The 26181-nt window shown below is 67.4% G+C and carries 20 protein-coding genes and 3 pseudogenes; 14 read left to right on the top strand and 9 right to left on the bottom strand.

All coding sequences use genetic code 11. The features are described from left to right. Nucleotide 1: 1 nt before the first annotated feature. Nucleotides 2–2718: pseudogene (aceE, locus tag H0I39_RS18175) on the bottom strand (pyruvate dehydrogenase (acetyl-transferring), homodimeric type). 178 nt (nucleotides 2719–2896) lie between these two features. Between aceE and H0I39_RS18170 the strand changes: the two are divergent. From H0I39_RS18170 to H0I39_RS18150, 6 genes and pseudogenes are all read left to right on the top strand, one after another. Then, nucleotides 2897–5418, top strand: a pseudogene (locus tag H0I39_RS18170) (PAS domain-containing sensor histidine kinase). Continuing rightward, nucleotides 5415–6041 carry a response regulator transcription factor gene (locus tag H0I39_RS18165; RefSeq protein ID WP_180551415.1) on the top strand — a complete coding sequence of 209 codons (627 nt, stop codon included), beginning with the start codon at nucleotides 5415–5417 and terminating at the stop codon, nucleotides 6039–6041. The pseudogene H0I39_RS18170 and the gene H0I39_RS18165 overlap by 4 nt, the downstream one beginning before the upstream one ends. A gap of 79 nt (nucleotides 6042–6120) precedes the next feature. Next, nucleotides 6121–6975, top strand: a complete 855-nt coding sequence (gene folD, locus H0I39_RS18160) for a bifunctional methylenetetrahydrofolate dehydrogenase/methenyltetrahydrofolate cyclohydrolase FolD (protein ID WP_180551414.1) — start codon at nucleotides 6121–6123, stop codon at nucleotides 6973–6975. Between the two features lie 129 nt (nucleotides 6976–7104). Then, nucleotides 7105–7236 (top strand): hypothetical protein, encoded by a 132-nt coding sequence (locus H0I39_RS22735; protein WP_257645876.1) that lies wholly within the window; start codon nucleotides 7105–7107, stop codon nucleotides 7234–7236. Nucleotides 7237–7507: 271 nt separating this feature from the next. Continuing rightward, nucleotides 7508–9537 (top strand): annotated as a pseudogene (locus H0I39_RS18155) (M3 family metallopeptidase). A 38-nt stretch (nucleotides 9538–9575) separates the two neighbouring features. Next, entirely contained in the window at nucleotides 9576–10220 is a 645-nt protein-coding gene (locus tag H0I39_RS18150; protein WP_180551413.1) for a DUF4124 domain-containing protein, read from the top strand. A gap of 49 nt (nucleotides 10221–10269) precedes the next feature. On the opposite strand, the gene H0I39_RS18145 is transcribed toward H0I39_RS18150, so the two are convergent. From H0I39_RS18145 to H0I39_RS18115, 7 genes are all read right to left on the bottom strand, one after another. Continuing rightward, nucleotides 10270–11217, bottom strand: a complete 948-nt coding sequence (locus H0I39_RS18145) for an AEC family transporter (protein ID WP_180551412.1) — start codon at nucleotides 11215–11217, stop codon at nucleotides 10270–10272. Nucleotides 11218–11380: 163 nt separating this feature from the next. Beyond that, nucleotides 11381–12283 carry a DUF1932 domain-containing protein gene (locus H0I39_RS18140; protein ID WP_180551411.1) on the bottom strand — a complete coding sequence of 301 codons (903 nt, stop codon included), beginning with the start codon at nucleotides 12281–12283 and terminating at the stop codon, nucleotides 11381–11383. Nucleotides 12284–12388: 105 nt separating this feature from the next. Continuing rightward, nucleotides 12389–13546, bottom strand: coding sequence for an ABC transporter substrate-binding protein (locus H0I39_RS18135; RefSeq protein WP_180551410.1), 1158 nt, complete (start codon nucleotides 13544–13546; stop codon nucleotides 12389–12391). A 55-nt stretch (nucleotides 13547–13601) separates the two neighbouring features. After that, nucleotides 13602–14309, bottom strand: a complete 708-nt coding sequence (locus tag H0I39_RS18130; protein WP_180551409.1) for an ABC transporter ATP-binding protein — start codon at nucleotides 14307–14309, stop codon at nucleotides 13602–13604. Continuing rightward, a complete protein-coding gene (locus H0I39_RS18125) occupies nucleotides 14296–15060 on the bottom strand; it encodes an ABC transporter ATP-binding protein (protein WP_180551408.1) in 765 nt (254 codons plus the stop codon). The genes H0I39_RS18130 and H0I39_RS18125 overlap by 14 nt, the downstream gene beginning before the upstream one ends. Then, nucleotides 15047–16015, bottom strand: a complete 969-nt coding sequence (locus tag H0I39_RS18120) for a branched-chain amino acid ABC transporter permease (RefSeq protein ID WP_180551407.1) — start codon at nucleotides 16013–16015, stop codon at nucleotides 15047–15049. The genes H0I39_RS18125 and H0I39_RS18120 overlap by 14 nt, the downstream gene beginning before the upstream one ends. Continuing rightward, nucleotides 16002–16877, bottom strand: coding sequence for a branched-chain amino acid ABC transporter permease (locus H0I39_RS18115; protein WP_180551406.1), 876 nt, complete (start codon nucleotides 16875–16877; stop codon nucleotides 16002–16004). Before H0I39_RS18115 ends, H0I39_RS18120 begins: the two co-directional genes overlap by 14 nt. A gap of 327 nt (nucleotides 16878–17204) precedes the next feature. Between H0I39_RS18115 and H0I39_RS18110 the strand changes: the two genes are divergently transcribed. Continuing rightward, on the top strand, nucleotides 17205–18038 hold the full coding sequence (locus tag H0I39_RS18110; protein ID WP_180551405.1) for an IclR family transcriptional regulator: 834 nt from the start codon (nucleotides 17205–17207) through the stop codon (nucleotides 18036–18038). 97 nt (nucleotides 18039–18135) lie between these two features. Here the strand turns inward: H0I39_RS18110 and H0I39_RS18105 are convergent, their stop codons facing one another. Then, a complete protein-coding gene (locus H0I39_RS18105) occupies nucleotides 18136–19104 on the bottom strand; it encodes a Bug family tripartite tricarboxylate transporter substrate binding protein (protein ID WP_180551404.1) in 969 nt (322 codons plus the stop codon). 170 nt (nucleotides 19105–19274) lie between these two features. Between H0I39_RS18105 and H0I39_RS18100 the strand changes: the two genes are divergently transcribed. From H0I39_RS18100 to H0I39_RS23515, 7 genes are all read left to right on the top strand, one after another. Then, nucleotides 19275–20066, top strand: coding sequence for a crotonase/enoyl-CoA hydratase family protein (locus H0I39_RS18100; RefSeq protein WP_180551403.1), 792 nt, complete (start codon nucleotides 19275–19277; stop codon nucleotides 20064–20066). Between the two features lie 71 nt (nucleotides 20067–20137). Beyond that, nucleotides 20138–22039, top strand: coding sequence for a feruloyl-CoA synthase (locus H0I39_RS18095; RefSeq protein ID WP_180551402.1), 1902 nt, complete (start codon nucleotides 20138–20140; stop codon nucleotides 22037–22039). Between the two features lie 263 nt (nucleotides 22040–22302). Beyond that, nucleotides 22303–23508 carry a thiolase family protein gene (locus tag H0I39_RS18090; RefSeq protein ID WP_180551401.1) on the top strand — a complete coding sequence of 402 codons (1206 nt, stop codon included), beginning with the start codon at nucleotides 22303–22305 and terminating at the stop codon, nucleotides 23506–23508. Between the two features lie 195 nt (nucleotides 23509–23703). Beyond that, complete coding sequence (locus H0I39_RS18085; protein ID WP_180551400.1) at nucleotides 23704–24468, top strand: SDR family NAD(P)-dependent oxidoreductase; 765 nt, start codon at nucleotides 23704–23706, stop codon at nucleotides 24466–24468. A 114-nt stretch (nucleotides 24469–24582) separates the two neighbouring features. Next, nucleotides 24583–24996, top strand: a complete 414-nt coding sequence (locus H0I39_RS18080) for an acyl-CoA thioesterase (RefSeq protein WP_180551399.1) — start codon at nucleotides 24583–24585, stop codon at nucleotides 24994–24996. Between the two features lie 42 nt (nucleotides 24997–25038). Further along, nucleotides 25039–25968 carry an ABC transporter substrate-binding protein gene (locus H0I39_RS18075; RefSeq protein WP_307776841.1) on the top strand — a complete coding sequence of 310 codons (930 nt, stop codon included), beginning with the start codon at nucleotides 25039–25041 and terminating at the stop codon, nucleotides 25966–25968. Beyond that, the gene (locus tag H0I39_RS23515; RefSeq protein ID WP_307776840.1) at nucleotides 25890–26177 is read left to right on the top strand and encodes a type 1 periplasmic-binding domain-containing protein; all 288 of its coding nucleotides are present in this window, start codon (nucleotides 25890–25892) and stop codon (nucleotides 26175–26177) included. The genes H0I39_RS18075 and H0I39_RS23515 overlap by 79 nt, the downstream gene beginning before the upstream one ends. Nucleotides 26178–26181: the final 4 nt, after the last annotated feature.

Below are 26181 nucleotides of genomic sequence, written 5' to 3'. Positions count from 1 at the left end.
TTTAGGCGTACAGCGGGTTGATCTTGTCGGCCTGGATGCCGTACTGCTTGATGGCGGCGCTCACGCGGTCCATCGGCACCTTGCCCTCGTCGGCCAGCGCACGCAGCGCCGCCACGGTGATGTAGTGGCGGTTGATCTCGAAGTGCTCGCGCAGGCGGTAGCGGAAGTCGCTGCGGCCAAAGCCGTCGGTGCCCAGCACGGTGTAGCTGCGCCCGGCGGGGATGAAGGCGCGAATCTGGTCGACGTAGTTCTTCATGTAGTCGGTGGACGCCACCACCGGGCCGGCGTGCGGCTCGAGCTGCTGCGTGACGAAGGGCACGCGCTGTTGCTCGGTGGGGTGCAGCAAGTTCCAGCGCGCGACATCCTGGCCGTCGCGCGCCAGCTGGTTGAAGCTGGGGCAGCTCCAGACGTCGGCGGCCACGCCCCAGTCCTTCAGCAGCAGCTCCTGCGCGGCGATGGATTCGCGCAGGATGGAGCCCGAGCCGAGCAGTTGCACGCGCGGCGCGCCGCCCTTGTCGGCTGAGTCGCTGCCGGGCTTGCACAGGTACATGCCCTTGATGATCTGCTCCTCGGTGCCGGGCGTGAGGCCGGGCATGGCGTAGTTCTCGTTCAGCAGGGTCAGGTAGTAGAAGACGTTCTCCTGCTTTTCCACCATGCGCTTCAGGCCATGGTGCAGGATGATGCCGACCTCGTGCCCGAAGGTCGGGTCGTAGGTGATGCAGTTGGGGATGGTGCCGGCCAGGATGTGGCTGTGGCCGTCCTCGTGCTGCAGGCCCTCGCCGTTCAGCGTGGTGCGCCCCGAGGTCCCGCCCAGCAGGAAGCCGCGCGCCTGCATGTCGCCCGCGGCCCAGGCCAGGTCGCCCACGCGCTGGAAGCCGAACATGCTGTAGTACACGTAGAACGGCATCATGATGCGGTTGCTGGTGCTGTAGCTGGTGGCGGCGGCGATCCAGCTGGCCATGCCGCCGGCCTCGTTGATGCCCTCCTGCAGGATCTGGCCGTCTTTCGCTTCCTTGTAGTACATCACCTGGTCGCGGTCGACCGGGGTGTAGAGCTGGCCCTTGGGGTTGTAGATGCCGATCTGGCGGAACAGCCCCTCCATGCCGAAGGTGCGGGCCTCGTCCACCAGGATGGGCACCACGCGCGGGCCGAAGGCCTTGTCGCGCAGCAGCTGCGTGAGAAAGCGCACGAAGGCCTGGGTGGTGCTGATCTCGCGCCCTTCGGCGGTGGGCTCCAGCACGGCCTTGAAGGTGTCGAGCGAGGGGATGGTGAAGCTCTCGTCGGCCCTGGCGCGGCGCGTGGGCAGGTAGCCGCCCAGCGCCTGGCGGCGTTCATGCAGGTACTTCATCTCCGGCGTGTCGTCGGCCGGCTTGTAATAGGGCAGTTGCTCCAGCTCGCTGTCGGGAATCGGGATGTTGAAGCGGTCGCGGATGTAGCGGATGTCCTCGTCGGCCAGCTTCTTGGTCTGGTGCACGGTGTTCTTGCCCTCGCCGGCCTGGCCCATGCCGTAGCCCTTGATGGTCTTGACCAGCAGCACCGTGGGCTGGCCCTTGTGGTGGTGGGCGTTGTGGAAGGCGGCGTACACCTTCTCGGGGTCGTGGCCGCCGCGGCGCAGCTCCCAGATCTCGTCGTCGGTCATGTGCTCGACCAGCGCGGCGGTTTCGGGGTACTTGCCGAAGAAATGCTTGCGCACCCAGGCACCGTCGTTGGCCTTCATGGCCTGGTAGTCGCCGTCGAGCGTCTCCATCATCACCTGCTTGAGCTTGCCGGACTTGTCGCGGCGCAGCAGTTCGTCCCAGCCCTTGCCCCAGATCAGCTTGACGACGTGCCAGCCGCTGCCGCGGAAGTCGCCCTCCAGCTCCTGGATGATCTTGCCGTTGCCGCGCACCGGACCGTCCAGGCGCTGCAGGTTGCAGTTGATGACGAAGATCAGGTTGTCGAGTTTTCGCGCGCCGCCAGGCTGATGGCGCCCATGCTCTCGGGCTCGTCCATCTCGCCGTCGCCCAGGAACACCCAGACCTTGCGGTTGGCGGTGTCGGCAATGCCGCGGGCGTGCAGATACTTCAGAAAGCGCGCCTGGTAGATGGCCATCAGCGGCCCCAGGCCCATGCTGACGGTGGGGAACTGCCAGAAGCCCGGCATCAGCTTGGGGTGCGGGTAGCTGGACAGGCCCTTGCCCCCGACCTCCTGGCGGAAGTGCTCCAGTTGATCCTCGGTGATGCGCCCTTCCAGGTAGGCGCGGGCGTAGATGCCGGGCGCGCTGTGGCCCTGGAAGTAGATGCAGTCGCCGCCGTGGCCTTCGCTCTCGGCGTGCCAGAAGTGGTTGAAGCCGGCGCCCCACATGCTGGCCAGCGAGGCGAAGGAGCCGATGTGGCCGCCCAGATCGCCCCCGTCTTCGGGGTTCAGGCGGTTGGCGCGCACCACCATGGCCATCGCGTTCCAGCGCATGTAGGCGCGCAGGCGCTTTTCGATGGCGATGTTGCCGGGGCTGCGGGCTTCCTGCTCGGGCTCGATGGTGTTGACGTAGCCGGTGGTGGCCGAGAACGGCAAGTCGATGCTGTTCTGGCGCGCATGTTCAAGCAGTTCCTCCAGCAGCGCATGGGCGCGCTCCGGGCCCTCGCGCTCGATGACGGCAGACAGCGCATCCAGCCATTCACGGGTTTCCTGGGCGTCGATTTCGGCGGCGGCAGCGGCCTGCGCCCGCGATTCTTCGGACATCTGCTTGTCTCCTCTTGTTTATGGGGTGATGAAAGTCATTGTGAACCAAGCGGAATCATCCCACAAAGCCACGTTTTTTCAAATAGAGATTTATATATTCACAATATGAAATTCAATCGCACCCAGAGATCGCTCGTTCGTTGAGAAGGCCGCGGCACCCTGCCACTACACTGCCGCCATGGCGTCCGATCTCGCGTCCACCCTGCTCGATACCGGGCCCCCGCTGCCCTGGTGGCAACGGCTCGTTCGTGGGCAGGACCGCCTCATCCACCTGGCCCCGCTGGCGGCCGTGCTGCTGTTTCTGGCCGCCATCGCCACGGCGTTCTGGTATCTGCGGCTGGAGGAAGTGCACCGCGAGCAGGAGGCCGTGAAGCGCGACGTGGAATACAGCCAGCAGCGCCTGCGCCTGCGCCTGCTGGAGCGCCAGGAGCAGTTCATGCGCCTGGCGCGCGACATCTCGGACCGCGACATGTCGCCCATGCAGTTCGACATCCGCGCCGAATCGCTGGTGTTGCAGTACCCCGAGCTGATGGCGCTGAGCTGGATCGACGACCAGCGCCGCTTGATGGCGACGCAGACCTCGCCCAGCGTGCCGCGCCAGCGCGCCTGGGTGGCCGACGGGCAGCTGAAGCGGGGCGAGGTGCTGGAAGGCTTCGACCTGGCGCGCGACCTGCGCCAGCCGGTGTACACGCAGCCGCTGTCCGAAAAAGGCGTGGAACCTGTGCTGTACATGCACGTGCCGATCACGCCGCGCGCGCACTTCGCCGGCGAGTTGCTGGCCGAGTTCTCGGTCGACGGCCTGCTGCGCTACGGCGTGCCCGCCGAGGTGCTGGCCAAGTACGCCGTGGCGCTGTTCGACGGCAAGGACCAGCTGCTGGCCGGCCAGAGCATCCCGGAACGCCCTGGCCTGTCGGACCGACTGCCCTGGAGCGGCAAGGTCAACGAATTCGACATTCCCGTCTCGCCGGTGGGCAACGGCCTGGTGCTGCGGGCGCAGGCCTGGCGCACGTCGCAGGGCGTGGTGGGCGGCACGCTGTTCTGGCTGGTGGCGGTGCTGGCGGCCATGACGACCTGGATGCTGATCGCCAACTGGCGCCAGTCGCAGCGCCGGCAGCAGGCCCAGCAGGCGCTGATGGCCGAAACCACCTTCCGCCGCGCGATGGAAAACTCCATGCTGACCGGCATGCGTGCGCTCGACATGCAGGGCCGCATCATTTACGTCAACCCGGCCTTCTGCCAGATGACCGGCTGGACCGAGGACGAGCTGATCGGCCAGACCGAGCCGTTCTCCTACTGGCCCGACGAAGACCGCGAGGCGCTGGCCGCGCGGCTCAGCGACGAGCTGATCGGCAGCTCCGACCCGGCGGGCTTTCAGATGCGCGTCAAGCGCAGGGACGGCACGCTGTTCGATGCGCGCTTCTACGTGTCGCCGCTGATCGACGCCACCGGCAAGCAGACCGGCTGGATGGCGTCGATGACCGACATCACCGAGCCCAACCGCGTGCGACGCCAGCTTTCGGCCTCTTACGAGCGCTTCACCACCGTGCTGGAAGCGCTGGATGCTTCTGTTTCTGTAGCACCCTGGGCAGCCAGGAGCTGCTGTTCGCCAACAAGCTGTACCGCCAGTGGTTCGGCGGCACCACCGACGGGCACCTGCAGCTGGTGGTGCGCGCCGGCACGCCCGAGACACAGCTGTCCGACGAAAGCCTGGATGCCGTCGATTCCTTCGCCGGCCTGCCGCTCGACAGCATCGCCACCGGCTCGCTGGCCGAGCATGCCGAGATCTACATCGAACGCTTGGGCAAATGGCTGGAAGTGCGCTCGCGCTACCTGAACTGGGTCGACAGCCGCCTGGCGCAGATGGTGATCGCCACCGACATCACTGCGCGCCGCCAGGCCGAGGAACAGGCCGCCGCGCAGGCCGAGCGCGCGCAGACCGCCAGCCGCCTGATCACCATGGGCGAGATGGCCTCCAGCGTGGCGCACGAGCTGAACCAGCCGCTGACGGCCATCAGCAACTACTGCACCGGCATGATCTCGCGCATCCGGGGCGGCAGCATCAGCGAGGACGACCTGCTGGGCGCGCTGGACAAGACCGCACGCCAGGCGCAGCGCGCCGGCCAGGTGGTGCAGCACATCCGCAGCTTCGTCAAGCGCAGCGAGCCGCGCCGCCAGTGGTCGGAGGTGATGCCGATGGTCGAGCAGGTGGTGGAGCTGGCCGAGATCGAACTGCGCCGCCGCCAGGTGCGCCTGAGCCATTACGTGGCGCCGCGCCTGCCGGCGCTGCACGTCGACCCGATCCTGATCGAGCAGGTGCTGATCAACCTGATCAAGAACGGTGCCGAATCCATCGACGTGGCGCAGCGCGCCACCGGCAACCGCCTGGTCGATCTGCGCGTGACCCAGCGCGAGGTCGACGAGCAGCCGGCGGTGCAGTTCAGCGTCACCGATACCGGCCGCGGCCTGACCGAAGAAGCGCTGGCCCGGCTGTACGAAGCCTTCTTCTCGACCAAGAACGACGGCATGGGCATCGGCCTCAATCTGTGCCGCTCCATCGTCGAGTCGCACCAGGGCCGGATCCATGCCGAGAACCTCTACAATGCCGGCCAGGTCGTGGGCTGCCGCTTCAGTTTTTGGATTCCGGTCGGCCCGGTGCAGGACGCCAGCCCGTCCGACAACAACACCAAGGTAGTGGCATGAGTCTGATTCCGAAGCGAGGAACGGTGTATGTGGTGGACGACGACGAAGCCGTTCGCGATTCGGTTCAATGGTTGCTCGAAGGGCAGGATTTCCGCGTGCGCTGCTTCGAGTCGGCCGAGGTCTTCCTGGCCCGCTACGACCCGCGCGAAGTCGCCTGCCTGATCGTCGACATCCGCATGGACGGCATGAGCGGCCTGGAACTGCAGGACCGCCTGCTCGAGCGCAAGTCGCCCCTGCCCATCGCCTTCATCACCGGCCACGGCGACGTGCCGCTGGCCGTCGACACCATGAAGAAAGGCGCGATGGATTTCATCCAGAAGCCGTTCAAGGAAGAACAGCTGGTGCCGCTGGTCGAGCGCATGCTGGAGCAGGCCCGCGCCCTGTTCACCGAGCACCAGCAGGCCGCCAGCCGCGACGCGCTGCTGGCCAAGCTCACCGGGCGCGAGGCGCAGGTGCTCGAGCGCATCGTCGCCGGCCGCCTGAACAAGCAGATCGCCGACGACCTGGGCATCAGCATCAAGACGGTGGAGGCGCACCGCGCCAACATCATGGAAAAGCTGGGCGCCAATACGGTGGCCGACCTGCTGAAGATCGCCCTGGGGCAGAACGCCCCGAAGGCCTGAGCCCGCTTTGCTTCTATTTCAATAGCTGCTCGCGCTTGATGGACGGGCGTTGCAGCCATTTTTCTTGTAAATCCGAATCATGACTGCCCAGCTGATCGACGGCAACGCCCTGGCCGCCCAAGTCCGCGCCGACGTGGCGCACCGCGTGCAGGCGCTCAAGGCTCGCGGCGTGCAGCCGCACCTCACCGTGATCCTGGTCGGCGAAGACCCGGCCAGCCAGGTCTACACGCGCAACAAGGTGGCCGACAGCGAGCAGACGGGCCTGGGCGCCACGCTGGAGCGCTACCCGACCGACATGACCGAGGCCGACCTGCTGGCGCGCATCGCCCAGCTCAACGCCGACCCGGCGGTGCACGGCATCCTGGTGCAGCTGCCGCTGCCCCGGCACATGAACAGCCACGGCGTCATCGAAGCCATCGCGCCCGAGAAGGACGTGGACGGCTTTCACGTGGCCAGCGCCGGCGCGCTGATGGTGGGCCAGCCCGGCTTTCGCCCCTGCACGCCCTACGGTTGCATGAAGATGCTCGAATCCATCGGCATGACCGACCTGAAGGGCAAGCACGCCGTGGTCATCGGCCGCAGCAACATCGTCGGCAAGCCCATGGCGCTGATGCTGCTGCAAGCCAACGCCACCGTCACCGTGTGCCACAGCGGCACGCCCGACCTGGCGGCGCAGACACGGCAGGCCGACATCGTGGTCGCCGCCGTGGGCAAGCGCAACGTGCTGACGGCCGACATGGTCAAGCCCGGTGCGGTGGTCATTGACGTCGGCATGAACCGCGACGACGCCGGCAAGCTGTGCGGCGACGTGGACTTTGCCGGCGTGAAGGATGTGGCCAGCTGGATCACCCCGGTGCCCGGCGGTGTCGGCCCCATGACACGCGCCATGCTGCTGGTCAACACCATCGAGGCGGCCGAGCGCGCCAGCGCTTGAAGCGAAACACCCCTGAGACGCTTCGCGTCTTCCCCCTCTTACTCCGCGAGGGGTCGTCGCCAGTGTCCGGTACAAGCCTAAACCGAACGTTCCCCAACGCTGCAGACAAGACCGCTAGGCGTTGCGTTCGTGCGCATCGACAACCTCGGCAACCGCCGTTACGCGGGTTCGGTCATCGTCAACGAGGGCAACGGCCGCTTCTTCGAGCCGGCGGCCGGGCGCTCGGTGTTCGTCGGGGTGGATGTGCGGGCGCGGCGCTGAGGCGGCCGGCGCGTGGGCTGCCGCGTACCGAAACCAGATACCGGACGCAGAGGACGCAGAGATTTCGCAGAGGACGCAGAAGAATTCAAAAAGATCAGGTTTTACTTTTGCGTCCTCTGCGAATCCTTTGCGTCCTCTGCGTCCGGCTGTTTCAGCGACCGAAGATTGACAGGCGAAATTGGGCTTCAGCGCACGTCCCACAAGCGCAAGCAGCTATCATTTTTATACCTTTATGCTTGACATTCTCACCTCCGTCCCCAACTGACGCGCCATGGCCAATCCCCTCCTCGACTTCTCCGACCTTCCCTGTTCGACCAGATTCGCCCCGAGCACGTGGCCCCGGCCATCGACGACTTGCTGGGCGGTGCCGAAGCCGGCCTGGAGGCCGCCGTGGCGCCCGAGCTGCCCGCCGACTGGGCCACGCTGGCGCGCACGCTGGACGTGGCGACCGAACGCCTGGGCCGCGCCTGGGGCGCCGTCAGCCACCTCAACGCCGTGATGGACACGCCCGAGCTGCGCGCCGCCTACAACGCCGCCCTGCCCGCCATCACCGAGTTCTGGACCCGTCTGGGCAGCGACGAGCGCCTGTACGCCAAGTACAAGGCCATGAACCCCGACGCGCTGACGCCAGAGCAGCGCCAGGCGCACAAGAACGCGCTGCGCGGCTTCGTGCTGGGCGGCGCCGAATTGCAGGGCGAGGCCAAGGCGCGCTACGCCGCCATCCAGGAGCGCCAGGCCGAGCTGGGCCAGAAGTTCAGCGAGAACGCACTCGACGCCACCGACGCCTATGCGTACTACGCCACCGAGGACGAGGTGGACGGCGTGCCGCCCGACGTGAAGGCTGCCGCCCGCGCTGCGGCTGAAACCGATGGCATGAAGGGCTACAAGCTCACCCTCAAGCTGCCCAGCTACCTGCCCGTGATGCAGTTCGCGCACGACCGCGCGTTGCGCCAGCGCCTGTACCGTGCCTACGTCACGCGCGCCTCCGACCAGGCCGAGGGCGACGGCGTGAAGTACGACAACGCGCCGCTGATCCGCGAGATTCTGGCGCTGCGCCGCGAAGAGGCGCAGCTGCTGGGCTACGCCAACTTCGGCGAGGTGTCGGTGGTGCCCAAGATGGCCGACTCGCCCACCGAAGTCATCGACTTCCTGCGCCAGCTGGCCGCCAAGGCCAGGCCCTACGCCGAGCGCGACGTGCAGGATCTGCGCGACTTCGCCGCCAAGGAACTGCAACTGGCCGACCCGCAGCCCTGGGACTGGGCCTACATCGGCGAGAAGCTCAAGGAAGCGCGCTACGCCTTCAGCGAGCAGGAGCTGAAGCAGTACTTCCAGGCGCCCAAGGTGCTGGCAGGCCTGTTCAAGATCGTCGAGACGCTGTTCGAGGTCGTCATCCGCCGCGACAGCGCGCCCGTGTGGCATCCCTCGGTCGAGTTCTACCGCATCGAGCGCGACGGAAAACTGCTCGGCCAGTTCTACCTCGACCCCGGCGCGCGCGCCGGCAAGCGCGGCGGCGCCTGGATGGACGACGTGCGCGCCCGCTGGCTGCGGCCCGACAACGCGCAGTTGCAGACGCCCGTGGCGCAACTGGTGTGCAACTTCGCCGAGGGCGTGGATGGCAAGCCGCCCCTGCTGACGCACGACGACGTGATCACCCTGTTCCACGAATTCGGCCACGGCCTGCACCACATGCTGACGCAGGTGAACGAACGCGATGTCTCGGGCATCAGCGGTGTGGAGTGGGACGCGGTGGAACTGCCCAGCCAGTTCATGGAGAACTTCTGCTGGGAATGGGACGTGCTCAAGCACATGACGGCGCACGTGGATACGGGCGAGCCGCTGCCCCGCGCCCTGTTCGACAAGATGCTGGCCGCCAGGAACTTCCAGGCCGGCATGCAGACCGTGCGGCAGATCGAGTTCGCCCTGTTCGACATGCTGCTGCACACCGAGCACGACCCGGCGGATGACTTCCAGCCGCTGCTCGATGAAGTGCGCGCCGAGGTCGCCGTGATCCAACCGGCGCCCTTTGCGCGCACCGCGCAGACCTTCAGCCACATCTTCGCCGGCGGCTACGCGGCGGGCTACTACAGCTACAAGTGGGCCGAGGTGCTGAGCGCCGACGCCTACGCCGCTTTCGAGGAAAGCGTCACACCCGATGGCTTGCCCAGCGTGGAAACGGGGCGAAAATACCGCCGCGAGATTCTGGAAGCCGGCGGCAGCCGCCCGGCCATGGAATCGTTCAAGGCCTTCCGCGGCCGCGAGCCCACGATGGACGCGCTGCTGCGCCATCAGGGCATGGCCTGATCCCGACACACATCCACCACCGCACCAAGGAGTTGCCCGTGCCCCACCGCCCTTCCGCCCGATTGCTCGCCGCTGCCGCCGGCGCCCTGCTGCTGGCCGGCGTGGCGCAGGCGCAGGTCTACCGCGTGGTGGGGCCGGATGGCCGGGTCACCTTCTCCGACAAGCCGCCCACGCAGGCCGCACCGGCGGTGTCCAGTGGCGGCGCGGCGGCGTCGGGCGGTGGTGGCGCACTGCCCTACCAGCTCAACCAGACCGTGCAGCGCTACCCGGTCACGCTGTACACCTCGTCCACCTGCGCACCCTGCAACAGCGGCCGCAACCTGCTGAGCAACCGCGGCGTGCCCTTCACCGAGAAGACGGTGGAGACCAACGACGACATCGCCGCCCTGCAGCGCCTGGCCGGCAACAACAGCCTGCCGCTGCTGACCATCGGCGGCCAGCAGCTCAAGGGCTTTTCGGACAGCGAGTGGAGCCAGTACCTCGACGCGGCCGGTTACCCCAAGGCCTCGCAACTGCCCGCCAGCTACCGCCGCCCCGCCGCCACGCCGCTGGTGGCGCGCACAGCGGCGGCGGCTGCGCCCGCCGCCCAGGCCGCCGAGCCGGCCGAGCCTGCGCCAGCGCCCGCCGGCCCCAGCGTGGCGCCCCAGCGCACCACCACCAACCCGACCGGCATTCGCTTCTGATTTGATAGCTGCCTGCGCCCGCCACAAAAGCGCTGCAGGCACTTTTCACTCATGAACCCGTCAGCAGCCACAACGCGGCGCTGATGGTGAAGAACGAGGCCACCGTGGTGCCCAGCAGGGCCGCGGCGGCCAGCCCGTCGTGGCCGTGCTTCTGCGCCAGAATGGGGTAGATGCCGAACATCGGGCACGCCGCAGCCAGCACCACGCCGGTGCGCAGGGCGGCATCCATTGGCGGCATGCCCAGTGCCTCCAGAGCCAGCAGCGCACCCACCGTGAGCAGCGGGTGCACGAGCAGCTTGCCCGCGGCGATCTGCGCCACCTGCGCGCCCAGCCCCTTGATCCGCAGCCCCGCCAGCGAGCCGCCGATGACGAACAGCGACACCGCCGCGCTGGCCTGCGCGAACAGGCCCACCGTGCGGTCGGCCACCGCCGGCAGGGGCAGGCCCAGCAGCGACACCAGCAGCCCAGCCGACAGGCCCAGCACCATCGGGTTGCGCAGCAGCCCCGCCGCGGCACCGCGCACCACCGCACGCCAGTGCCCCGCGCCGCTGGCTGCGTCCATCAGCGCCAGCAGCAGCGGGATCAGCAGCAGGTTCTCCACCAGCATGTTCATGCCCAGGATCAAGCCCGCCACCGGGCCCAGCAGCAGCAGGTTGATGGGGTAGCCGACAAAGCCCGAGTTGGGGCAGCACATGCCCATGGTCTGCACCACGCTCAGCACGGCGGGCTGGCGCGCCACGCGGCGCATCCACCACAGGCCGACCGCCATGGTGGCCAGCGCGCCCAGCGCGAACACGGCCATGTAGCGCCACTCCAGAATCTCGTCCAGACGCCGCTTGGCCACGGCATCGAACAGCAGCGCCGGCAGCGCCACGTACAGCACGAACTTGCCCAGCACCCGCATGTCGCCGCGGTCGAACAGGCCGGCCCGCTTGGCCAGCCAGCCCAGCGCGATGGTGATGTAGATGGGGCCGGTGATGGAAAGAATGTCGAGCATGGGCAAGCAACAGGGCCGGCGTGCGCGTCATCGATCTGCCCCGACGCGAGCAACTGACGCGCCCCGGGTCGCACGCCGCGCACCGCGCGTGGATTATTCAACAGCGTGCGACCTCAGCGCCGATGCCTTGCTCGCCCGCCGCTCCGTGCGTCGATGGGGACGCTCAGCCCTTGCGCGCCGCGATCAAGGCATCGGCAAAGGCCTGCCACGCAGCGCCCGCTGGCAATTCCTTGAACACGCCAGCCCGTGCCTGGTCGGCCACCCACTGCTGCTTGTCGGCGATGGCCCGGGTCATGAGGGGCTCGAAGCCGGCCTCCTGCACCGTGCGGGCGGATTCGCGCATCTCCTCGGCGCGGCGCTGGCCGTGCTGCACCACGCGGCTGAAGAAATAGGCGCCCTGCTGGGTCCAGTCGATGCCCGGAAACGTTTCCTGCAAGGTGGGCAGCACATGGTCCTCGACGCCGTAGGCGCGGGCGGCCGCATAACTCTCGATCACCAGCGCCTCCAGCCCCTTGATCATCACGCTGCGGCACATCTTGATGGCGCTGGCCACGCCCAGCTGCGCGCTCACCACCTTCACATCCATGCCCCAGGCGCTCAGCCGCTCGGCCAGCGCGCCCGCGCGGGCACCGCCCAGCAGCATGGGCACCCGGATGCCGTAGGGCGGCACCGAGGTCATCACGCCCGCTTCGATGTAATGCGCCCCGGCACCCTCGATGAGCGCGGCACACTGCTGCTTGGTGCCGGGCGAGGCGGAATTGAGGTCGAGAAACCAGGTGCCGGGGCGAACATGGCGTGCGGCCTCTTCGGCCACCGCCAGCGTGCTGGAGGCGGTGACGGCGGAAACGAGCACATCGCTCGCCGCACACAGGCTGGACGATGAATCGTGCGCCTGCACGCCGGCCTGCGCGGCGTGGCGGCGCTCGGCCTCGCGCGTGTCTGCCCGGTCGAACTTCAGGTCCCACGCGCCCACCTGCGCCACGCCGGGCTGGGCGCGCAGACCGGCGCTGAATATCTTGCCGACTTCACCGTAGCCGATGAAGCCCAGGTGGACCATCTCACTCATTTTTCGGTCGCTCCAAAAAACAGGAGGTCCTCGGCACAGCCGGGACCTCCTGCAGCTGGCGGCCTGGCGTGGTGCCTGCGCCGCGCTGGCCATCAATGGCTGGGTTTACTTGATCGCAATTTCCTTGACTTTACCGCCTTCCACCACGGCGATGCGGCCGTTGGCGGTGGTGCCACCCTTGTCATCCACGCCGGTGAAGCCGAACGGGTTGGTGCTGGGCGGCATGGCCTTGAAAGCCTTGTCCAGGTTCGCGCGGATGGCCATGGCGTCGGTGGTGGTGCCGGCCAGCTTCATGGCGTCCACGGTCACATGCACGGCGGTGTAGTTGAACATGGCCTCGGTGCCGGGGTCACGGCCATTGGCGAACTTGCGGTAACGGGCCACGAAGTCCTTGGCGGCGGGCTTCTGATCGTCCACGACTGGCAGCACGCCCACCGCGCCTTCGAGCGGGCCCAGGCCGCCGGTGATCTTGGCAATCTCGTCGATCTTGGCCTGGTCGATGATCATGAAGCCGCCCTTGAAGCCCAGTTCGCGCGCCTGCTTGATGACCAGGCCGGTGGGCTCGGAGGCGCCGCCGATGAACATCAGGTCCGGCTTGGCCGCCAGCACGCGGCTGACGCCGCTGTAGAAGTCGGTGGCGCGGTTGTAGGACATCAGGTTCTCGGCCACCACCTTGCCGCCAGCGGCTTCCCAGGCCGGCTTGAACGCGGCCACCCAGGCCTTGCCGTAGTCGTGGTCCGCGCTGGCGATGGCCACGTTCTTGCCGAACTTGGCCATGGTCTGCTCGATGAACGGCTTGATGTAGACCGTGTACTCGGGCGGGATGCGCAGCGTCAGCTTGTTGCCGCGCGCGGTGATCTGCGGCACGCTGGAATAGCCCAGCACCAGCACCTTGAGCTGCTCGTTGATGGCCTGCATGGCGAAGATGCCGCCCGAGTGCGGTGTCAGCACCGCCGGCGTCTTGTGCTGCTGCACCAGGCGCTGGGTGTTGGTGGCGGCTTCGCTGGGGTTGTACTTGTCGTCCAGCGCCACCAGCTCCAGCTTGTACTTCTTGCCGGCCACGTCGAAGCCGCCGGCGTCATTCACTTCCTTGACGGCCATCTCCATGCCGCTGAGCACGTTCTTGCCGTACTGCGCGGCGCCGCCGCTCAGCGGGCCGGTGTAGCCGATCTTGACGACCTCCTGCGCCAGCGCCGGGGCGGCACCGAGGGCGCCTGCGGTCAGCAGGCCGGCGCACAGGCGGATCGTGGTCTTGAACTTCATGGGTGTCTCCTTGGGTCAGTTCAGGTGAAAAACTCGGGTCAACGCTGCGAAAAGGCTACGCGCCGATGTAGGCACGACGCACCTCGTCGTTGTGCAACAGGCTCTCGGGATCGCCTTCCATGACGATGCGGCCGTTCTCCAGCACATAGGCGCGGTGGGCAATTTTGAGCGCGGCGAAGGCGTTTTGTTCCGCCAGCAGCACGGTGGTGCCGGCCTGGTTGATGCGCTGGATGACCTCGAAGGTCTGCTTGATCACCAGCGGCGCCAGGCCGAGCGAGGGTTCATCGAGCAGCAGCATCTTGGGGCGGCCCATCAGCGCGCGGCCGATGGCCACCATCTGCTGCTGCCCGCCCGAGAGCGAACCGGCCGGGTCGTCCTTCTTCTCGCGCAGGATGGGGAACAGCTGGTAGACGTCCTCCAGCCGCTGGCGGTTGCCCTCGCCATCGCGGCGGTGCACGTAGGCCCCCAGCATCAGGTTCTTCTGCACCGACATCATGGGGAACAGCTTGCGCCCCTCGGGGCACTGCACCACGCCCGCCTGCACGATGGCCGAGGGCTTGCGGCCGATCAGCTGCTGCCCGTCGTACTGGATGCTGCCGCCGGCGGCGCGGTGGATGCCGCTGATGGTGAGGAAGATCGAGCTCTTGCCCGCGCCGTTGGCGCCCAGCAGCACCACCAGTTCACCCTGCTTCGCGTGCAGCGTGACGCCGTCGAGCGCCTTGAAGCTGCCATAGTTGAGCGATACGTTCTCAAGCGTCAGCATGGTCGCTCCCCAGGTAGGCGTCGATGACGACGGGGTTGGCGCGGATTTCGGCCGGCGTGCCCTCGGCGATCTTCTCGCCGTAGCTCAGCACCATGATCTTGTCGGCCAGGCTCATGATCATGTTCATCTTGTGCTCGATCAGGCACACGGTGATGCCGCTCTTGACGATCTTGCGGATCAGCTCGGCCAGGCCTTGGGTCTCGTCGGGGTTTACGCCACCGGCCGGCTCGTCGAGCAGCAGCAGGCGCGGGTTGGTGGCCAGCGCCAGCGCAAAGGCGACGCGCTTGCGCTCTTCCTGAGAGATGTCACCGGCCATGCGGTTTTCCAGGTGCGAGCCGCCGACGAAGTTGAGCGCGTCGCGCGCCTTCTCGCGGCAGATGCGCTCTTCCTCGCGCAGCAGGCTGGAGCCGCGCAGCACGTCCAGCAGGCCCGACCTGGTGCGCAGGCGGTGGCCGACGATCAGGTTGTCGAGCACCGTGGCCATGTCGAACAGCGACGTGGTCTGGAAGGTGCGTGCCACGCCCAGCTGCGCCACCTGGTCGGGCCGCAGCGAGGTCACGTCGTCACCCTGCAGCGTGATGGTGCCCGAGGTGGGCTTGTGCACGCCGGCGATCAGGTTGAAGAAGGTGGTCTTGCCGGCGCCGTTGGGGCCGATGATGGCGTTGATCTTGCCCGTCTCGATGGTGGTGCTGACGTCGTTGACCGCCAGCAGCCCGCCGAAGCGCTTGGTCAGGTGTTCAATCTTGAGCACGGCGCGCCTCCGACTTCTGCGCGGCCTGGCGCGCGCGCCAGCCCAGGTAGGTGCCCACGATGCCGTGCGGCACGAAGATGACCAGAAACACCAGCAGCGGCCCGAACACCAGGAAGCGGTATTCCTGCAGGAACTGCAGGTACTGCGTCAGCCACGGCATGCCCAGCGCGCCCAGCAGCGGGCCCAGCACCGTGCCCAGGCCGCCGACGATCATGAACATGGTCATGTCGAAGGTGTGCTCCACCGCCGCGATGTCGGGGCCGATGAAACGCACGTAGCCCGCGTACAGCGCACCGGCGATACCGGCGTAGAACACCGACAGCATGAAGGACAGCGTCTTGGTGCGCATCAGGTTGGTGCCCAGCGCCTCGGCCAACTCTTCACTGTTGCGCACCGCCATGAAGGTGCGGCCCAGCAGCGAGCCGACGATGCGACGCATGGCCCACACGCCCACCACCAGAAACAGCAGCGCCAGGTAGTACAGCGACAGCGGCGAGTCGAAGGTGATGAAGCCCAGCGACGGTGCGGGGATGCCCATGATGCCGACGGTGCCGTGCGTCAGGCCCTCCCACTTCTCGATCACCAGGAACATGATGTAGCCCACGCACAGCGTGAAGATCGAGAAGTAGTGCCCGCGCAGCCGCAGCGACAGGATGCCGATGAAATAGCCCAGCACCGTGGTGACGACGCCGGCCAGCGCGAAGGCGATCCAGTACGGCACCTGGTGGTCGACGGTCAGGATGCCCACCGTGTAGGCACCCACGGCCATGAAGCCGGCGTGCGCCAGGTTGAACTGCCCGGTGTAGCCCGTGATCAGGTTCAGCCCCAGCGTGGCGATGGCGAAGATGAAGGCCTTGCCCATCACCGTCAGCAGGTAGTCGTTGCTGGCCAGCAGCGGAAACGCCAGGCCAGCGGCGATCAGCAGCCACCAGCCCCATTTTTCAAGCCAGGCCATCAGCGTGCTCCTTGGCGAACAGGCCCTGCGGGCGCACCGACAGGATCACCACCAGCAGCACGAAGGCGATGATGTCCTTGTAGTCGGTCGAGATGTAGAACGCGCCGAAGCTCTCGGCAAAGCCGATGATCAGCCCGCCCACGATGGCACCCGGCACGCTGCCCATGCCACCCAGGATGATGATGACGAAGGCCTTGGTGATCACCAGGTGCCCCATGGCCGGAAACACCAGGTTGATGGGCGCGTACAGCGTGGCCGCGATGGCCGCCAGCGCGCCCGAGATGGCGAAGGTGAGCATGGCCACGCGGTTGGCGTCGATGCCCACCAGCGAGGCGCCGTCGCGGTTCTGCGCCATGGCGATGATGGTCGAGCCCATCACCGTGCGCGTCAGGAACAGGTGCAGCACCACCATCAGCGCAAAGGCCGCGCCGATGATCATCAGCCGCTGGATCGGCGCCGTGACACCCGCCAGGTCGATGATGCCGGGGTAAGGCGTCTGCATGCGCTGGAAGTCGGCGCCCCAGATGGCCTGCGCCGCCGCCTCGAGGAACAGCAGCACGCCGATGGCCGCCACCATGGGGTGCAGGCCCGAGGCGTTGCGCAGCGGGTGGAACACGATGCGCTCGGCCAGCACCGACAGCGCCGCCACCGCCAGTGCCGACACGCCCATCGCCACCCAATAGTTGAAGCCCCAGGCCGTCATGGCATGGAACGAAACGAACGCCCCCACCATGTAGAACGCGCCATGGGCGAAGTTGGGCACGTGCAGGATGCCGTACACCAGCGTCAGGCCCAGCGCCACCAGCCCGTAGACGCCGCCCAGCGTGAGGCCGTTGAGCACCTGCTGCAGGAACATGTCCATCAGGCGCCACTCCTGTTCATGTACAAGTCGCCGCGCCGCCACGCTTGGCGCTTGGTGCGCCGCAGACTGGCGGGGCCACGCTGGTCTCCATCGTTCTGTTCTGCATCCTGGCGGATTCCTTCCAACAAGTCACCGTGAGAGAGGGAATTCAGCTTAACCAGCGCCCTTCTGCCGTAGGATCGTGGTTCTGCACTGCAGAACGATATCGGGTAAACCCCGAAAAAATGAACGCATCGAAGTCACGTGGATGACTCGGCTTTGCGCAGGCCGCAGATGCGGCCGCCGTGCCGGCAGCCCACCGAAGCGTGCACCCGACCCCATCACGACATGAACGAAAACCCCGCCGGCCCCGCCAAGGAAGACCGCCACTTCGTCACCGCCCTGGCGCGCGGCATGGAGGTGCTGGCCTGCTTCCGCGCCGGCGACCGGCTGCTGGGCAACCAGGAGATCGCGCAGCGCTGCAGGCTTCCCAAGTCCACGGTGTCTCGGCTGACGTATACGCTGACCCGGCTGGGCTACCTGAACCACGTCGAGGAACTGGGCAAGTACCGCCTGGGCGTGGCCACCTTCGCGCTCAGCAGCACCATGGTGGCGAACCTCGACGTGAACGACGTGGCCGGCCCCTTGATGCAGGAGCTGGCCGACTTCGCGCGGGCCGAGGTGGCGCTGGGCGCGCGCGACCGCCTGTCGATGGTGTACCTCGTGCATTGCCGCAGCAAGGACCTGCACAACCGCGAGTTGCGCATCGGCTCGCGCTTGCCTCTGGCGGTCACGTCGATGGGCCGCGCCTGGCTGGCCGGCTGCGAGCCCAAGGACCGCGACGCCGTGCTGCGCAGCCTGCAGAACCGCCGCCCCAGGGATTGGCCACGGCTTTCGTCCGAGATCGACGAGGCGCTGCAGCAGCACCGCCGCGATGGGGTCACGATGGTGGTGGGCGGCTGGCAGGCCGGCATCAACGCCATTGCGCGGCCGTTGCGGCTCGGCAGCGGTCGGCCGCTGCTGTCGCTCAGTTGCGGCGGCCCCGGCTTCGTGCTGCCGCCGGACTACCTGCTGCACAGCATCCGGCCGCGCCTGATCGAGCTGGCGGCGCGCATCGAAACCGCCATGCTGCGCCTGCCGGCCACCGCGGTGCGTACCCGACGCGCCGCTGGCACGACCTGAGCGCTCGCCGCCGACGCCGCATCCGGCGCCATTGCTATCAATAAAGAGCTGCTTGCGCTTTACTGGCGGGCGCTCAGGCCCTAAATGGCTTGAAAACTCATTGCCGGGCAATGCCCGCCCTGTCGATCACCTCGCTCCAGCGCCGGATGTCGCCCGACAGCATGCGGGCCGCGTCCTGCGGCGTGCCAGGGTGCGGATCGAGGTTCAGCGCCTCCAGCTTCTGGCGCACGCCGGCATCGGCCAGCGCAGCATTCACGGCCTTGTTCAGTTGCTCGACCACCGCCGCGGGCGTCCTGGCCGGCACGGCCAGCCCGTTCCACGATGCGGCGTTCAGGCCCTTCACGCCCAGTTCCTGCGCCGTGGGTACATCGGGCAGCACGCGCGAACGCCGGGCACCCGTCACCGCCAGGGGCCGCAGCGCCTTGCCCTGGATCTGCGCCAGCAGCGGGCTCAGGATGTCCAGCCCGGCGTGCAGCTGGCCGCTGCGGATGGCGGTGATCACGTCGGGCGTGCCCTTGAACGGCACCACCTGCAAGTCCAGCCCCGCCGCGCTCTTGAACAGCTCGGCCGCCAGGTGCTGGGTGGTGCCGATGATGGGCGTGCCCAGGTTGAGCTTGCCCGGGTTCTGGCGCGCGAACTGGAGCAGATCGCCCAGCGTACGGAAGTCGCCGCCCTCGTTGGCGACGATGACCAGATCGAAGGTGGCCAGCGGCGCCACGGGCGTGAAGGCCTTGAGGGTGTCGAACGGCAGCGCCTTGAACAACGCCGCGCTGACCGCCGTGCCGCTGGAGATCAGCAGCAGCGTGTGACCATCGGGCGCTGCGTTGGCCACCGTCTGCCCTGCCACCACGCCACCGGCGCCGGGGCGGTTGTCAATCACCACGGGCTGGCCCAGCGTGCGGGCCATGTGCTCGCCCACCGCGCGGGCGGTGATGTCGGCCGCGCCGCCGGGCGCATTGGGCACCACGATGCGCACGGCTTTGGCGGGGAATTTGGTCGCAGCGACGGCGGCGGTCGGGCAGAGTGCGGCAGCGGCGCTGGCAAGCAGAAACTGGCGTCGGGTCATGAAGGCTCCTGAACTGCCGACCACTGGCGCCCACGCGCTGCCGACATCGCTTGCATTTTGCCAAGCGCGCTTGGTCTGGATGAATCAAGGGAAAACCCTCCCCGGGAAGACCGCCAGACAGCTTGTTTTTAGTTATCGTTGATAACCATAATGACGCCCAAGGAGACCCCATGGCCAAGCCCAGTCAAGACATTTCGCTCGAACTCGCGGGCAAGAAGAAGGAAATCGCCGTCGTTCGTCTGACGCGCGCCGCCAAGCGCAACGCGCTGTCGGACGGCCTCATCGCCGCGCTGCGCGACACCTTCCAGAACCTGCCTTCCAGCGTGCGCGCCGCCGTGATCGACGGTGAAGGCGAGCATTTCTGCGCCGGGCTCGACCTGTCGGAACTGAAGGAGCGCGATGCCGGCGAGGGCCTGCACCATTCGCGCAGCTGGCACATGGCGCTGGACGCGGTGCAGTACGGCCCGGTGCCGGTGGTCGCCGCGCTGCACGGCGCTGTGGTCGGCGGCGGGCTGGAGCTGGCCAGCGCCGCGCACATCCGCGTGGCCGACGCCACCACTTTCTACGCCCTGCCCGAAGGCACGCGCGGCATCTTCGTCGGCGGCGGCGGCTCGGTGCGCATCCCCAAGCTGATCGGCGTGGCGCGCATGACCGACATGATGCTCACGGGCCGCGTCTACAACGCGCAGGACGGCGAGCGCCTGGGTTTTGCGCAGTACCTGGTGGCCGAAGGCCAGGCCTTCGACAAGGCCATGGAACTGGCCGAGCGCATCGCCACCAACGCGCCGCTGACCAACTACGCGCTGATGCACGCCCTGCCCCGCATCGCCGAGCAGCCGGCCGACCACGGCTTCATGACCGAGGCGCTGATCAGCGCCATCGCCCAGGCCGCGCCTGAAGCGAAACAGCGTGTGCGCGATTTTCTTGAAGGCAAGGCCGGCACCAAGGTGAAGAAGGCTTGAAGCCTTTTTGACCTCCAGCGCCTGATGGACAAGCGCGAGCAGCTATCAAAAAAGAGTGGAGTGAGACAAGCATGAGCAACGCGACCGGCGCTGCGGCAGCGCCACCGAAGTACCGCCCCTTGACCTTCGGCGTCACCCGGGTGAACGTGCGCGGCGAAGACGGCGGCGTGCAGCACCTGGCCGCCGACGTGCCGCTGCAGCCTTTTGGCGAGCGCATGTCCGACCGCCTGGTCCACTGGGCGAAAACGACCCCCGACGAAACCTTCGTCGCCCAGCGTGAGCGCCTGACGGGCGGTCAGCTGGGCGACTGGCGCCGCGTGAGCTACGCCCAGACGCTGGACGCTGCACGCCGCATCGGCCAGGCGCTCATCGACCGCGGCCTGTCGCAGGAGCGCCCCGTCGTCATCCTCAGCGACAACGGCATCGACCACGCGCTGCTGGCGCTGGGCTGCATCTACGCGGGCATTCCGTTCTCGCCGGCTTCGCCCGCCTACTCCACCATCAGCAAGGACTACGGCAAGCTGCGCCACGTGATCGACACGCTGACGCCCGGGCTGATCTGGGCCGAGGACGGCGAGCGCTACGGCCCGGCGCTGGCGGCCACTGCGCCGGCCGATTGCGAGATCGCGGTCTCGCGCCACGCCGACCACCCGAACCTGAAGGGCCGAAAGGCCACGCTGCTGTCCGAGCTGCTGGCCACCGAGCCGACGCCCGCGGTGGATGCCGCGCAGCAAGCCACCACGCCCGACACCATCGTCAAGTTCCTGTTCACCAGCGGCTCGACCAAGCTGCCGAAGGCGGTCATCAACACCCACCGCATGTGGTGCGCCAACCAGCAGCAGATGCGGCAGTCGATGCCGATCCTGACCGAGGAGCGCCCCGTACTGATCGACTGGCTGCCCTGGAACCACACCTTCGGCGGCAACCACAATGTCGGCATGGTGCTGAACAACGGCGGCACGCTCTACATCGACGAGGGCAAGCCCACGCCCGCGCTGGTGGGCGAAACGCTGCGCAACCTGCGCGAGATCGCGCCCACGATGTACTTCAACGTGCCGACCGGCTTCGAGGCGATTGCCAACGCCATGAAGACGGACGACGCGCTGCGCCGCAACTTCCTCTCGCGCGTCAAGATGTTCTTCTTCGCCGGTGCCTCGCTGGCGCAGCCGGTGTGGGATTCGCTGTTCGAGAGCGCCGAGCGCGAGGTCGGCGAGCGCATCGTCATGACCTGCGGCTTCGGCATGACCGAATCCAGCCCCTACGGCCTGTTCCCCACCAGTCCCGACATCAAGGCCGGCGAACTGGGCCTGCCCACGCCGGGCATGGAATGCAAGCTGGTGCCCATCGACGGCAAGACCGAACTGCGCTACCGCGGCCCCAACATCACGCCCGGCTACTGGCGCGCGCCCGAGGCCACGGCCGAGGCGTTTGACGAGGAAGGCTTCTTCTGCACCGGCGACGCCGTGCTGTGGGTCGACGTGGCGGACAAGCACAAGGGCCTGCGCTTCGACGGCCGCATCGCGGAAGACTTCAAACTGGCCACCGGCACCTTCGTCAGCGTCGGTCCGCTGCGCGGGCGCGTGATCGCCGGCGGCGCGCCGTACATCCAGGACGTGGTCGTCACCGGGCTGAACCGGCACGAAGTGGGCGCGCTGGTGTTCCCGACGCAGGCAGTGCGCTCGCTGGTCGATCTGCCGCCCGATGCGCCTTTTGAAACGGTGCTGAAGCAGCACGCCGTGCTGCAGAAGTTCCAGAGCCTGGTCACCGACCTCTCGCTCACCGCCACCGGCAGCGCCAACCGTGTCACGCGCCTCATGCTGATGGCCGAGCCGCCGTCGATCGACCTGGGTGAAGTCACCGACAAGGGGTCGATCAATCAGCGCGCCGTGCTGAAACACCGCGACGATCTGGTGCAGGCGCTGTATGACGAGCCGCCAGGGCACATCGTCATCAAGCCGGGCGTGAACCTGTGACCTGCTCGGTATTCACTCCCTCGCCCCTCTGGGGAGAGGGCCCGGGTCCCCGCGAAGCTCTGCTTCGTGCGGTGGAGGTGGGGGTGAGGGGCTGGCGTCCATGCGCACTGGTGCATGGTCAGCCCCACCCCAACCCTCCCCAGCGGGGAGGGAGTAAAGCACCCTCACCCCTGCCCTCTCCCGCGCGCGGGAGAGGGAGTAAGAGAAAGACAAGGACAAACAATGGCCACCCAAGGATTCTTCACCCCTTCAACGACGTCTGGATGCTCGACGGCGTGCGCACACCGATGGTCGATTACTGCGGCGCGCTGGGCCACATCTCGCCCACCGACCTCGGGATCAAGGCGGCGCGCGAAGCACTCAAGCGCGCCGGCGTGGCGCCGTCGGACATCGGCTCGGTCGTCACCGGCAACATGGCGCCGGGCGATTTCGATCAGTTCTTTCTGCCGCGCCACATCGGCCTGTACGCCGGCGTGCCAGTGGCGGTGCCGGCCATCATGGCGCAGCGCATCTGCGGCACCGGCTTCGAGTTGTTCCGCCAGGCGGGCGAGCACATCCAGGGCGGCGCTTGCGAGGCGGCGCTGGTCGTCGGCACCGAGAGCATGACGCGCAACCCCATCGCCGCCTTCGACCACCGCACCGGCTTCAAGCTGGGTGCGCCGGTGGGCTTCAAGGACTACATGTGGGAGGCGCTGAAGGACCCGGCCGCCGGCATCAACATGATCCAGACCGCCGAGAACCTGGCCAGGAAATACGGCATCACGCGCGAACAGGTGGATGAGTTCGCGCACCAGTCCTTCGCCAAGGCGGTGGCGGCACAGGAAAGCGGCTTCCTGGCCGGCGAGATCGTGCCGGTGGTCACCGAGAAGTTCGAGTTAGACGGCTACAAGCCACGCGGCATCAAGCTGCAAGGCAAGGTGACTGAAGTGGCGCAGGACACGCACCCGCGGCCCTCGCCCATCGAGGTGCTGGCCAAGCTGCGGCCGGTGTTCGAGGGCGGCGTGCAGACCGGCGGCAATTCGTCGGCGCTGGTGGATGCGGCCGCCGCGGCCGTGGTCGCCTCGGGTGCGTATGCCAAGGCCCATGGCAAGCAGCCGCTGGCGCGCATCATCGGCGCGGCGGCGGTCGGCGTACCGCCCGAGATCATGGGCATCGGCCCCGCGCCGGCCATCCGCCTGCTGCTGGAGCGCACCGGCCTCAAGCTCGACGACATTGGTCGCTTCGAGGTCAACGAGGCGCAAGGCGCGCAAACGCTGGCCGTGGCCAAGGAACTGGGCATGGATTTGGACAAGCTCAACGTCAACGGCGGCGCCATCGCGCTCGGCCATCCGCTGGCGGCCACGGGCGTGCGGCTGACGATCACGGTGGCGCGCGCCATGCAGCGCGATGGCGTCAAGTACGGTATCTCGTCAGCTTGTGTGGGCGGCGGCCAAGGCATCGCGCTGCTGCTCGAAAACCCGGGCGCCTGACAAGACCACCAACAGCCGGACGCAGAGGACGCAAAGATTCCGCAGAGGACGCAGAAAAAACCGAAAAATTTTTGGCTGTTCTTTTGCGCCCTCTGCGAAACCTCTGCGCCCTCTGCGTACGGAAGTTTTTAAGCCTTTCAAGCTATCAGCCCCTTCCCACCAGCGCAGGCAGCTATTAATTCAGGAGAAACCAAGATGCAGATCAAAGGACAAGCAGCCCTCGTCACCGGCGGTGGCTCGGGCCTGGGCGAGGCCACGGCGCGCGAGCTGGCGCGCCTGGGCGCCAAGGTGGCGGTGCTCGACGTGAACCTCGACAACGCCAAGAAAGTGGCGGCCGACATCGGTGGCATCGCGCTGCAGGCCGACGTGACCAGCGGCCCCAGCATGGAAGCCGCCCTCGCCGAAGCCGCCGCCGCGCACGGCCCGGCGCGCATCCTGATGCAGATCGCCGGCATCGGCACCGCCAAGCGCGTGATCGGCAAGGACGGCAATGCCGCCTCGCTGGAAGACTTCGCCAAGGTCGTCAACGTCAACCTGATCGGCACCTACAACGCCGCGCGCCTGTTCGCAGCCGCCTGCGCCAAATTGGAGCCGATGGAAGACGGCGAGCGCGGCGCCATGGTGTTCACCGCCAGCGTGGCCGCGTTCGACGGCCAGGTGGGCCAGCAGGCCTACAGCGCGTCGAAGGGCGGCGTGGTCGGCATGACGCTGCCCATGGCGCGCGACCTGGCCCAGCATGGCATCCGCGTGTGCACCATCGCGCCCGGTCTGTTCAACACGCCGCTGATGCGCACGCTGCCCGAGCCCGTGCAGCAGTCGCTGGCCGCGTCGATCCCCTTCCCGTCGCGCCTGGGCAAGCCGGAAGAGTTCGCCGAGCTGGCCTGCCACATCGTCAGCAACGGCCACCTGAACGGCGAGGTGATCCGCCTGGATGGCGCGCTGCGCATGGCGCCGCGCTGATGACGAAACGATCTCGCTGCGCTTCGATGACGGACGAGTCATTTCGTCATTGAAGCCGCGCAGCGGCAAAGTCATTCCGTCATCGAACAACCTCGTGAAAACCCCAGCAACCCCATGAGCAAAGAAACCGTTTACGACGTGAAGGTGATGTTCGGCGACTGCGATCCCGCCGGCATCGTGTTCTTTCCCAATTTCAGCAAGTGGATGGACGCGGCCTCGCTGCACTTCTTCGTCGAGTGTGGCATCCCGCCCTGGCGCGAGCTGAAGAAAACCACCGGCATCATCGGCACGCCCCTGCTGGAGATCCACACCAAGTTCATGAAACCGGCCACCTACGGCGACCTGATCCACGTGCACACCAGCATCGAAAGCTGGGCCGCCAAGACCTTCGTGCAGAAGCACGTGGTCAAGAAGGACGGCGTGGTGCTGTGCGAAGGCCGCGAGACGCGCGCCTTCTGCATCCACCCCGAGGGCGGCCGCCTGCAGGCCATTCCTGTCCCGGACTTCATCAAGGAAGCCTGTTCCTGATCCGCAGTCACTTTTTTAAACCACCCACCAAGGAGACGACCCATGACCCGCTACACCCTCAAGGCCATCGTGGCCGCCACCGCCATCGCCGCCAGCGGCGCCGCGATGGCGCAGATCACCATCGGCGTCATCGCGCCCATGACCGGCCCGGCCTCGGGCCTGGGCATTCCGGCCGGCAACCAGGCCAAGCTGTGGCCCAAGGAGATCGCCGGCCAGAAGCTCAACGTGATCGTGCTCGACGACGCCACCGACCCGACCCAGGGCGTGCAGCACGCCAAGAAGCTGGTCACCGCCGACAAGGTCGACGTGCTGATGAGCTCGGTGGCCACGCCGGTGGCCGCCGCCATGGCCCAGGTGGCCGAGGAATCGGCCACGCCGCAGATCGCCTGGTCGCCGGTGGCCGTGCCCGCGGGCAAGGACAAGTGGCTGTTCCGCATGCCGCAGTCCAACGCCGTGATGGGCCACGCCATCATCGAGCACATGAAAAAGCAGGGCGTCAAGAGCGTCGGCTTCCTGGGCTACAGCGACGCCTATGGCGAGACCTGGCTCAACGACTTCCGCCCGCAGGCCGAAAAGGCCGGCATCAAGTTCGGCCCGGTCGAGCGCTTTGCCCGCGCCGACACCAGCGTGACCGGCCAGGTGCTCAAGCTCGTGTCGGCCAACCCCGATGCGATGCTGGTCGTCGCCTCCGGCTCGGGCGCGGCCATGCCGCAGATGGCGCTGGTCGAGCGCGGCTACAAGGGCAAGATCTACCAGACCCACGCCGCCGCCACGCGCGATTTGATGCGCGTGGGCGGCAAGTCGGTCGAGGGCGGCTTCGTTGTCAGCGGCCCGGCGGTGCTGGCCGAGCAGCTGCCCGATTCGCACCCGCCCGCGGCGAGGCGATCAAGTTCGTGCAGCAGTACGAGAAGGCCTACGGCCCCGGCTCGCGCAACCAGTTCGCCGGCCACGCCTACGACTCCATCATCGTGATGGAAAAGGCCGTGCCGATTGCGCTGAAAACCGCCAAGCCCGGCACGCCCGAGTTCCGCGCCGCCCTGCGCGACGCCTTCGAGAAGATTGGCAAGACCACCCTGGCCCACGGCGTGCTGAACTGGACGGCGCAGGACCACTGGGGCTACACCGACGACACCGGCGTGATGATGCGGGTGACCGGCGGCGAGTTCAAGGTGGAGAAGTAAACCA

The organism is Ottowia beijingensis, assembly GCF_013423955.1.
GTDB lineage: Bacteria > Pseudomonadota > Gammaproteobacteria > Burkholderiales > Burkholderiaceae_C > Ottowia > Ottowia beijingensis.
This window is presented reverse-complemented; position numbering and strand designations above follow the sequence as displayed.

What these genes read in the sequence shown, in the direction of transcription:
- H0I39_RS18165 (WP_180551415.1), top strand. Translation starts at nt 5,415, where the DNA reads ATGAGTCTGATTCCGAAGCGAGGAACGGTGTATGTGGTGGACGACGAC.
- folD (WP_180551414.1), top strand. Translation starts at nt 6,121, where the DNA reads ATGACTGCCCAGCTGATCGACGGCAACGCCCTGGCCGCCCAAGTCCGC.
- H0I39_RS18145 (WP_180551412.1), bottom strand. Translation starts at nt 11,217, where the DNA reads ATGCTCGACATTCTTTCCATCACCGGCCCCATCTACATCACCATCGCG.
- H0I39_RS18140 (WP_180551411.1), bottom strand. Translation starts at nt 12,283, where the DNA reads ATGAGTGAGATGGTCCACCTGGGCTTCATCGGCTACGGTGAAGTCGGC.
- H0I39_RS18135 (WP_180551410.1), bottom strand. Translation starts at nt 13,546, where the DNA reads ATGAAGTTCAAGACCACGATCCGCCTGTGCGCCGGCCTGCTGACCGCA.
- H0I39_RS18130 (WP_180551409.1), bottom strand. Translation starts at nt 14,309, where the DNA reads ATGCTGACGCTTGAGAACGTATCGCTCAACTATGGCAGCTTCAAGGCG.
- H0I39_RS18120 (WP_180551407.1), bottom strand. Translation starts at nt 16,015, where the DNA reads ATGGCCTGGCTTGAAAAATGGGGCTGGTGGCTGCTGATCGCCGCTGGC.
- H0I39_RS18115 (WP_180551406.1), bottom strand. Translation starts at nt 16,877, where the DNA reads ATGGACATGTTCCTGCAGCAGGTGCTCAACGGCCTCACGCTGGGCGGC.
- H0I39_RS18110 (WP_180551405.1), top strand. Translation starts at nt 17,205, where the DNA reads ATGAACGAAAACCCCGCCGGCCCCGCCAAGGAAGACCGCCACTTCGTC.
- H0I39_RS18105 (WP_180551404.1), bottom strand. Translation starts at nt 19,104, where the DNA reads ATGACCCGACGCCAGTTTCTGCTTGCCAGCGCCGCTGCCGCACTCTGC.
- H0I39_RS18100 (WP_180551403.1), top strand. Translation starts at nt 19,275, where the DNA reads ATGGCCAAGCCCAGTCAAGACATTTCGCTCGAACTCGCGGGCAAGAAG.
- H0I39_RS18095 (WP_180551402.1), top strand. Translation starts at nt 20,138, where the DNA reads ATGAGCAACGCGACCGGCGCTGCGGCAGCGCCACCGAAGTACCGCCCC.
- H0I39_RS18090 (WP_180551401.1), top strand. Translation starts at nt 22,303, where the DNA reads ATGCTCGACGGCGTGCGCACACCGATGGTCGATTACTGCGGCGCGCTG.
- H0I39_RS18085 (WP_180551400.1), top strand. Translation starts at nt 23,704, where the DNA reads ATGCAGATCAAAGGACAAGCAGCCCTCGTCACCGGCGGTGGCTCGGGC.
- H0I39_RS18080 (WP_180551399.1), top strand. Translation starts at nt 24,583, where the DNA reads ATGAGCAAAGAAACCGTTTACGACGTGAAGGTGATGTTCGGCGACTGC.
- H0I39_RS18075 (WP_307776841.1), top strand. Translation starts at nt 25,039, where the DNA reads ATGACCCGCTACACCCTCAAGGCCATCGTGGCCGCCACCGCCATCGCC.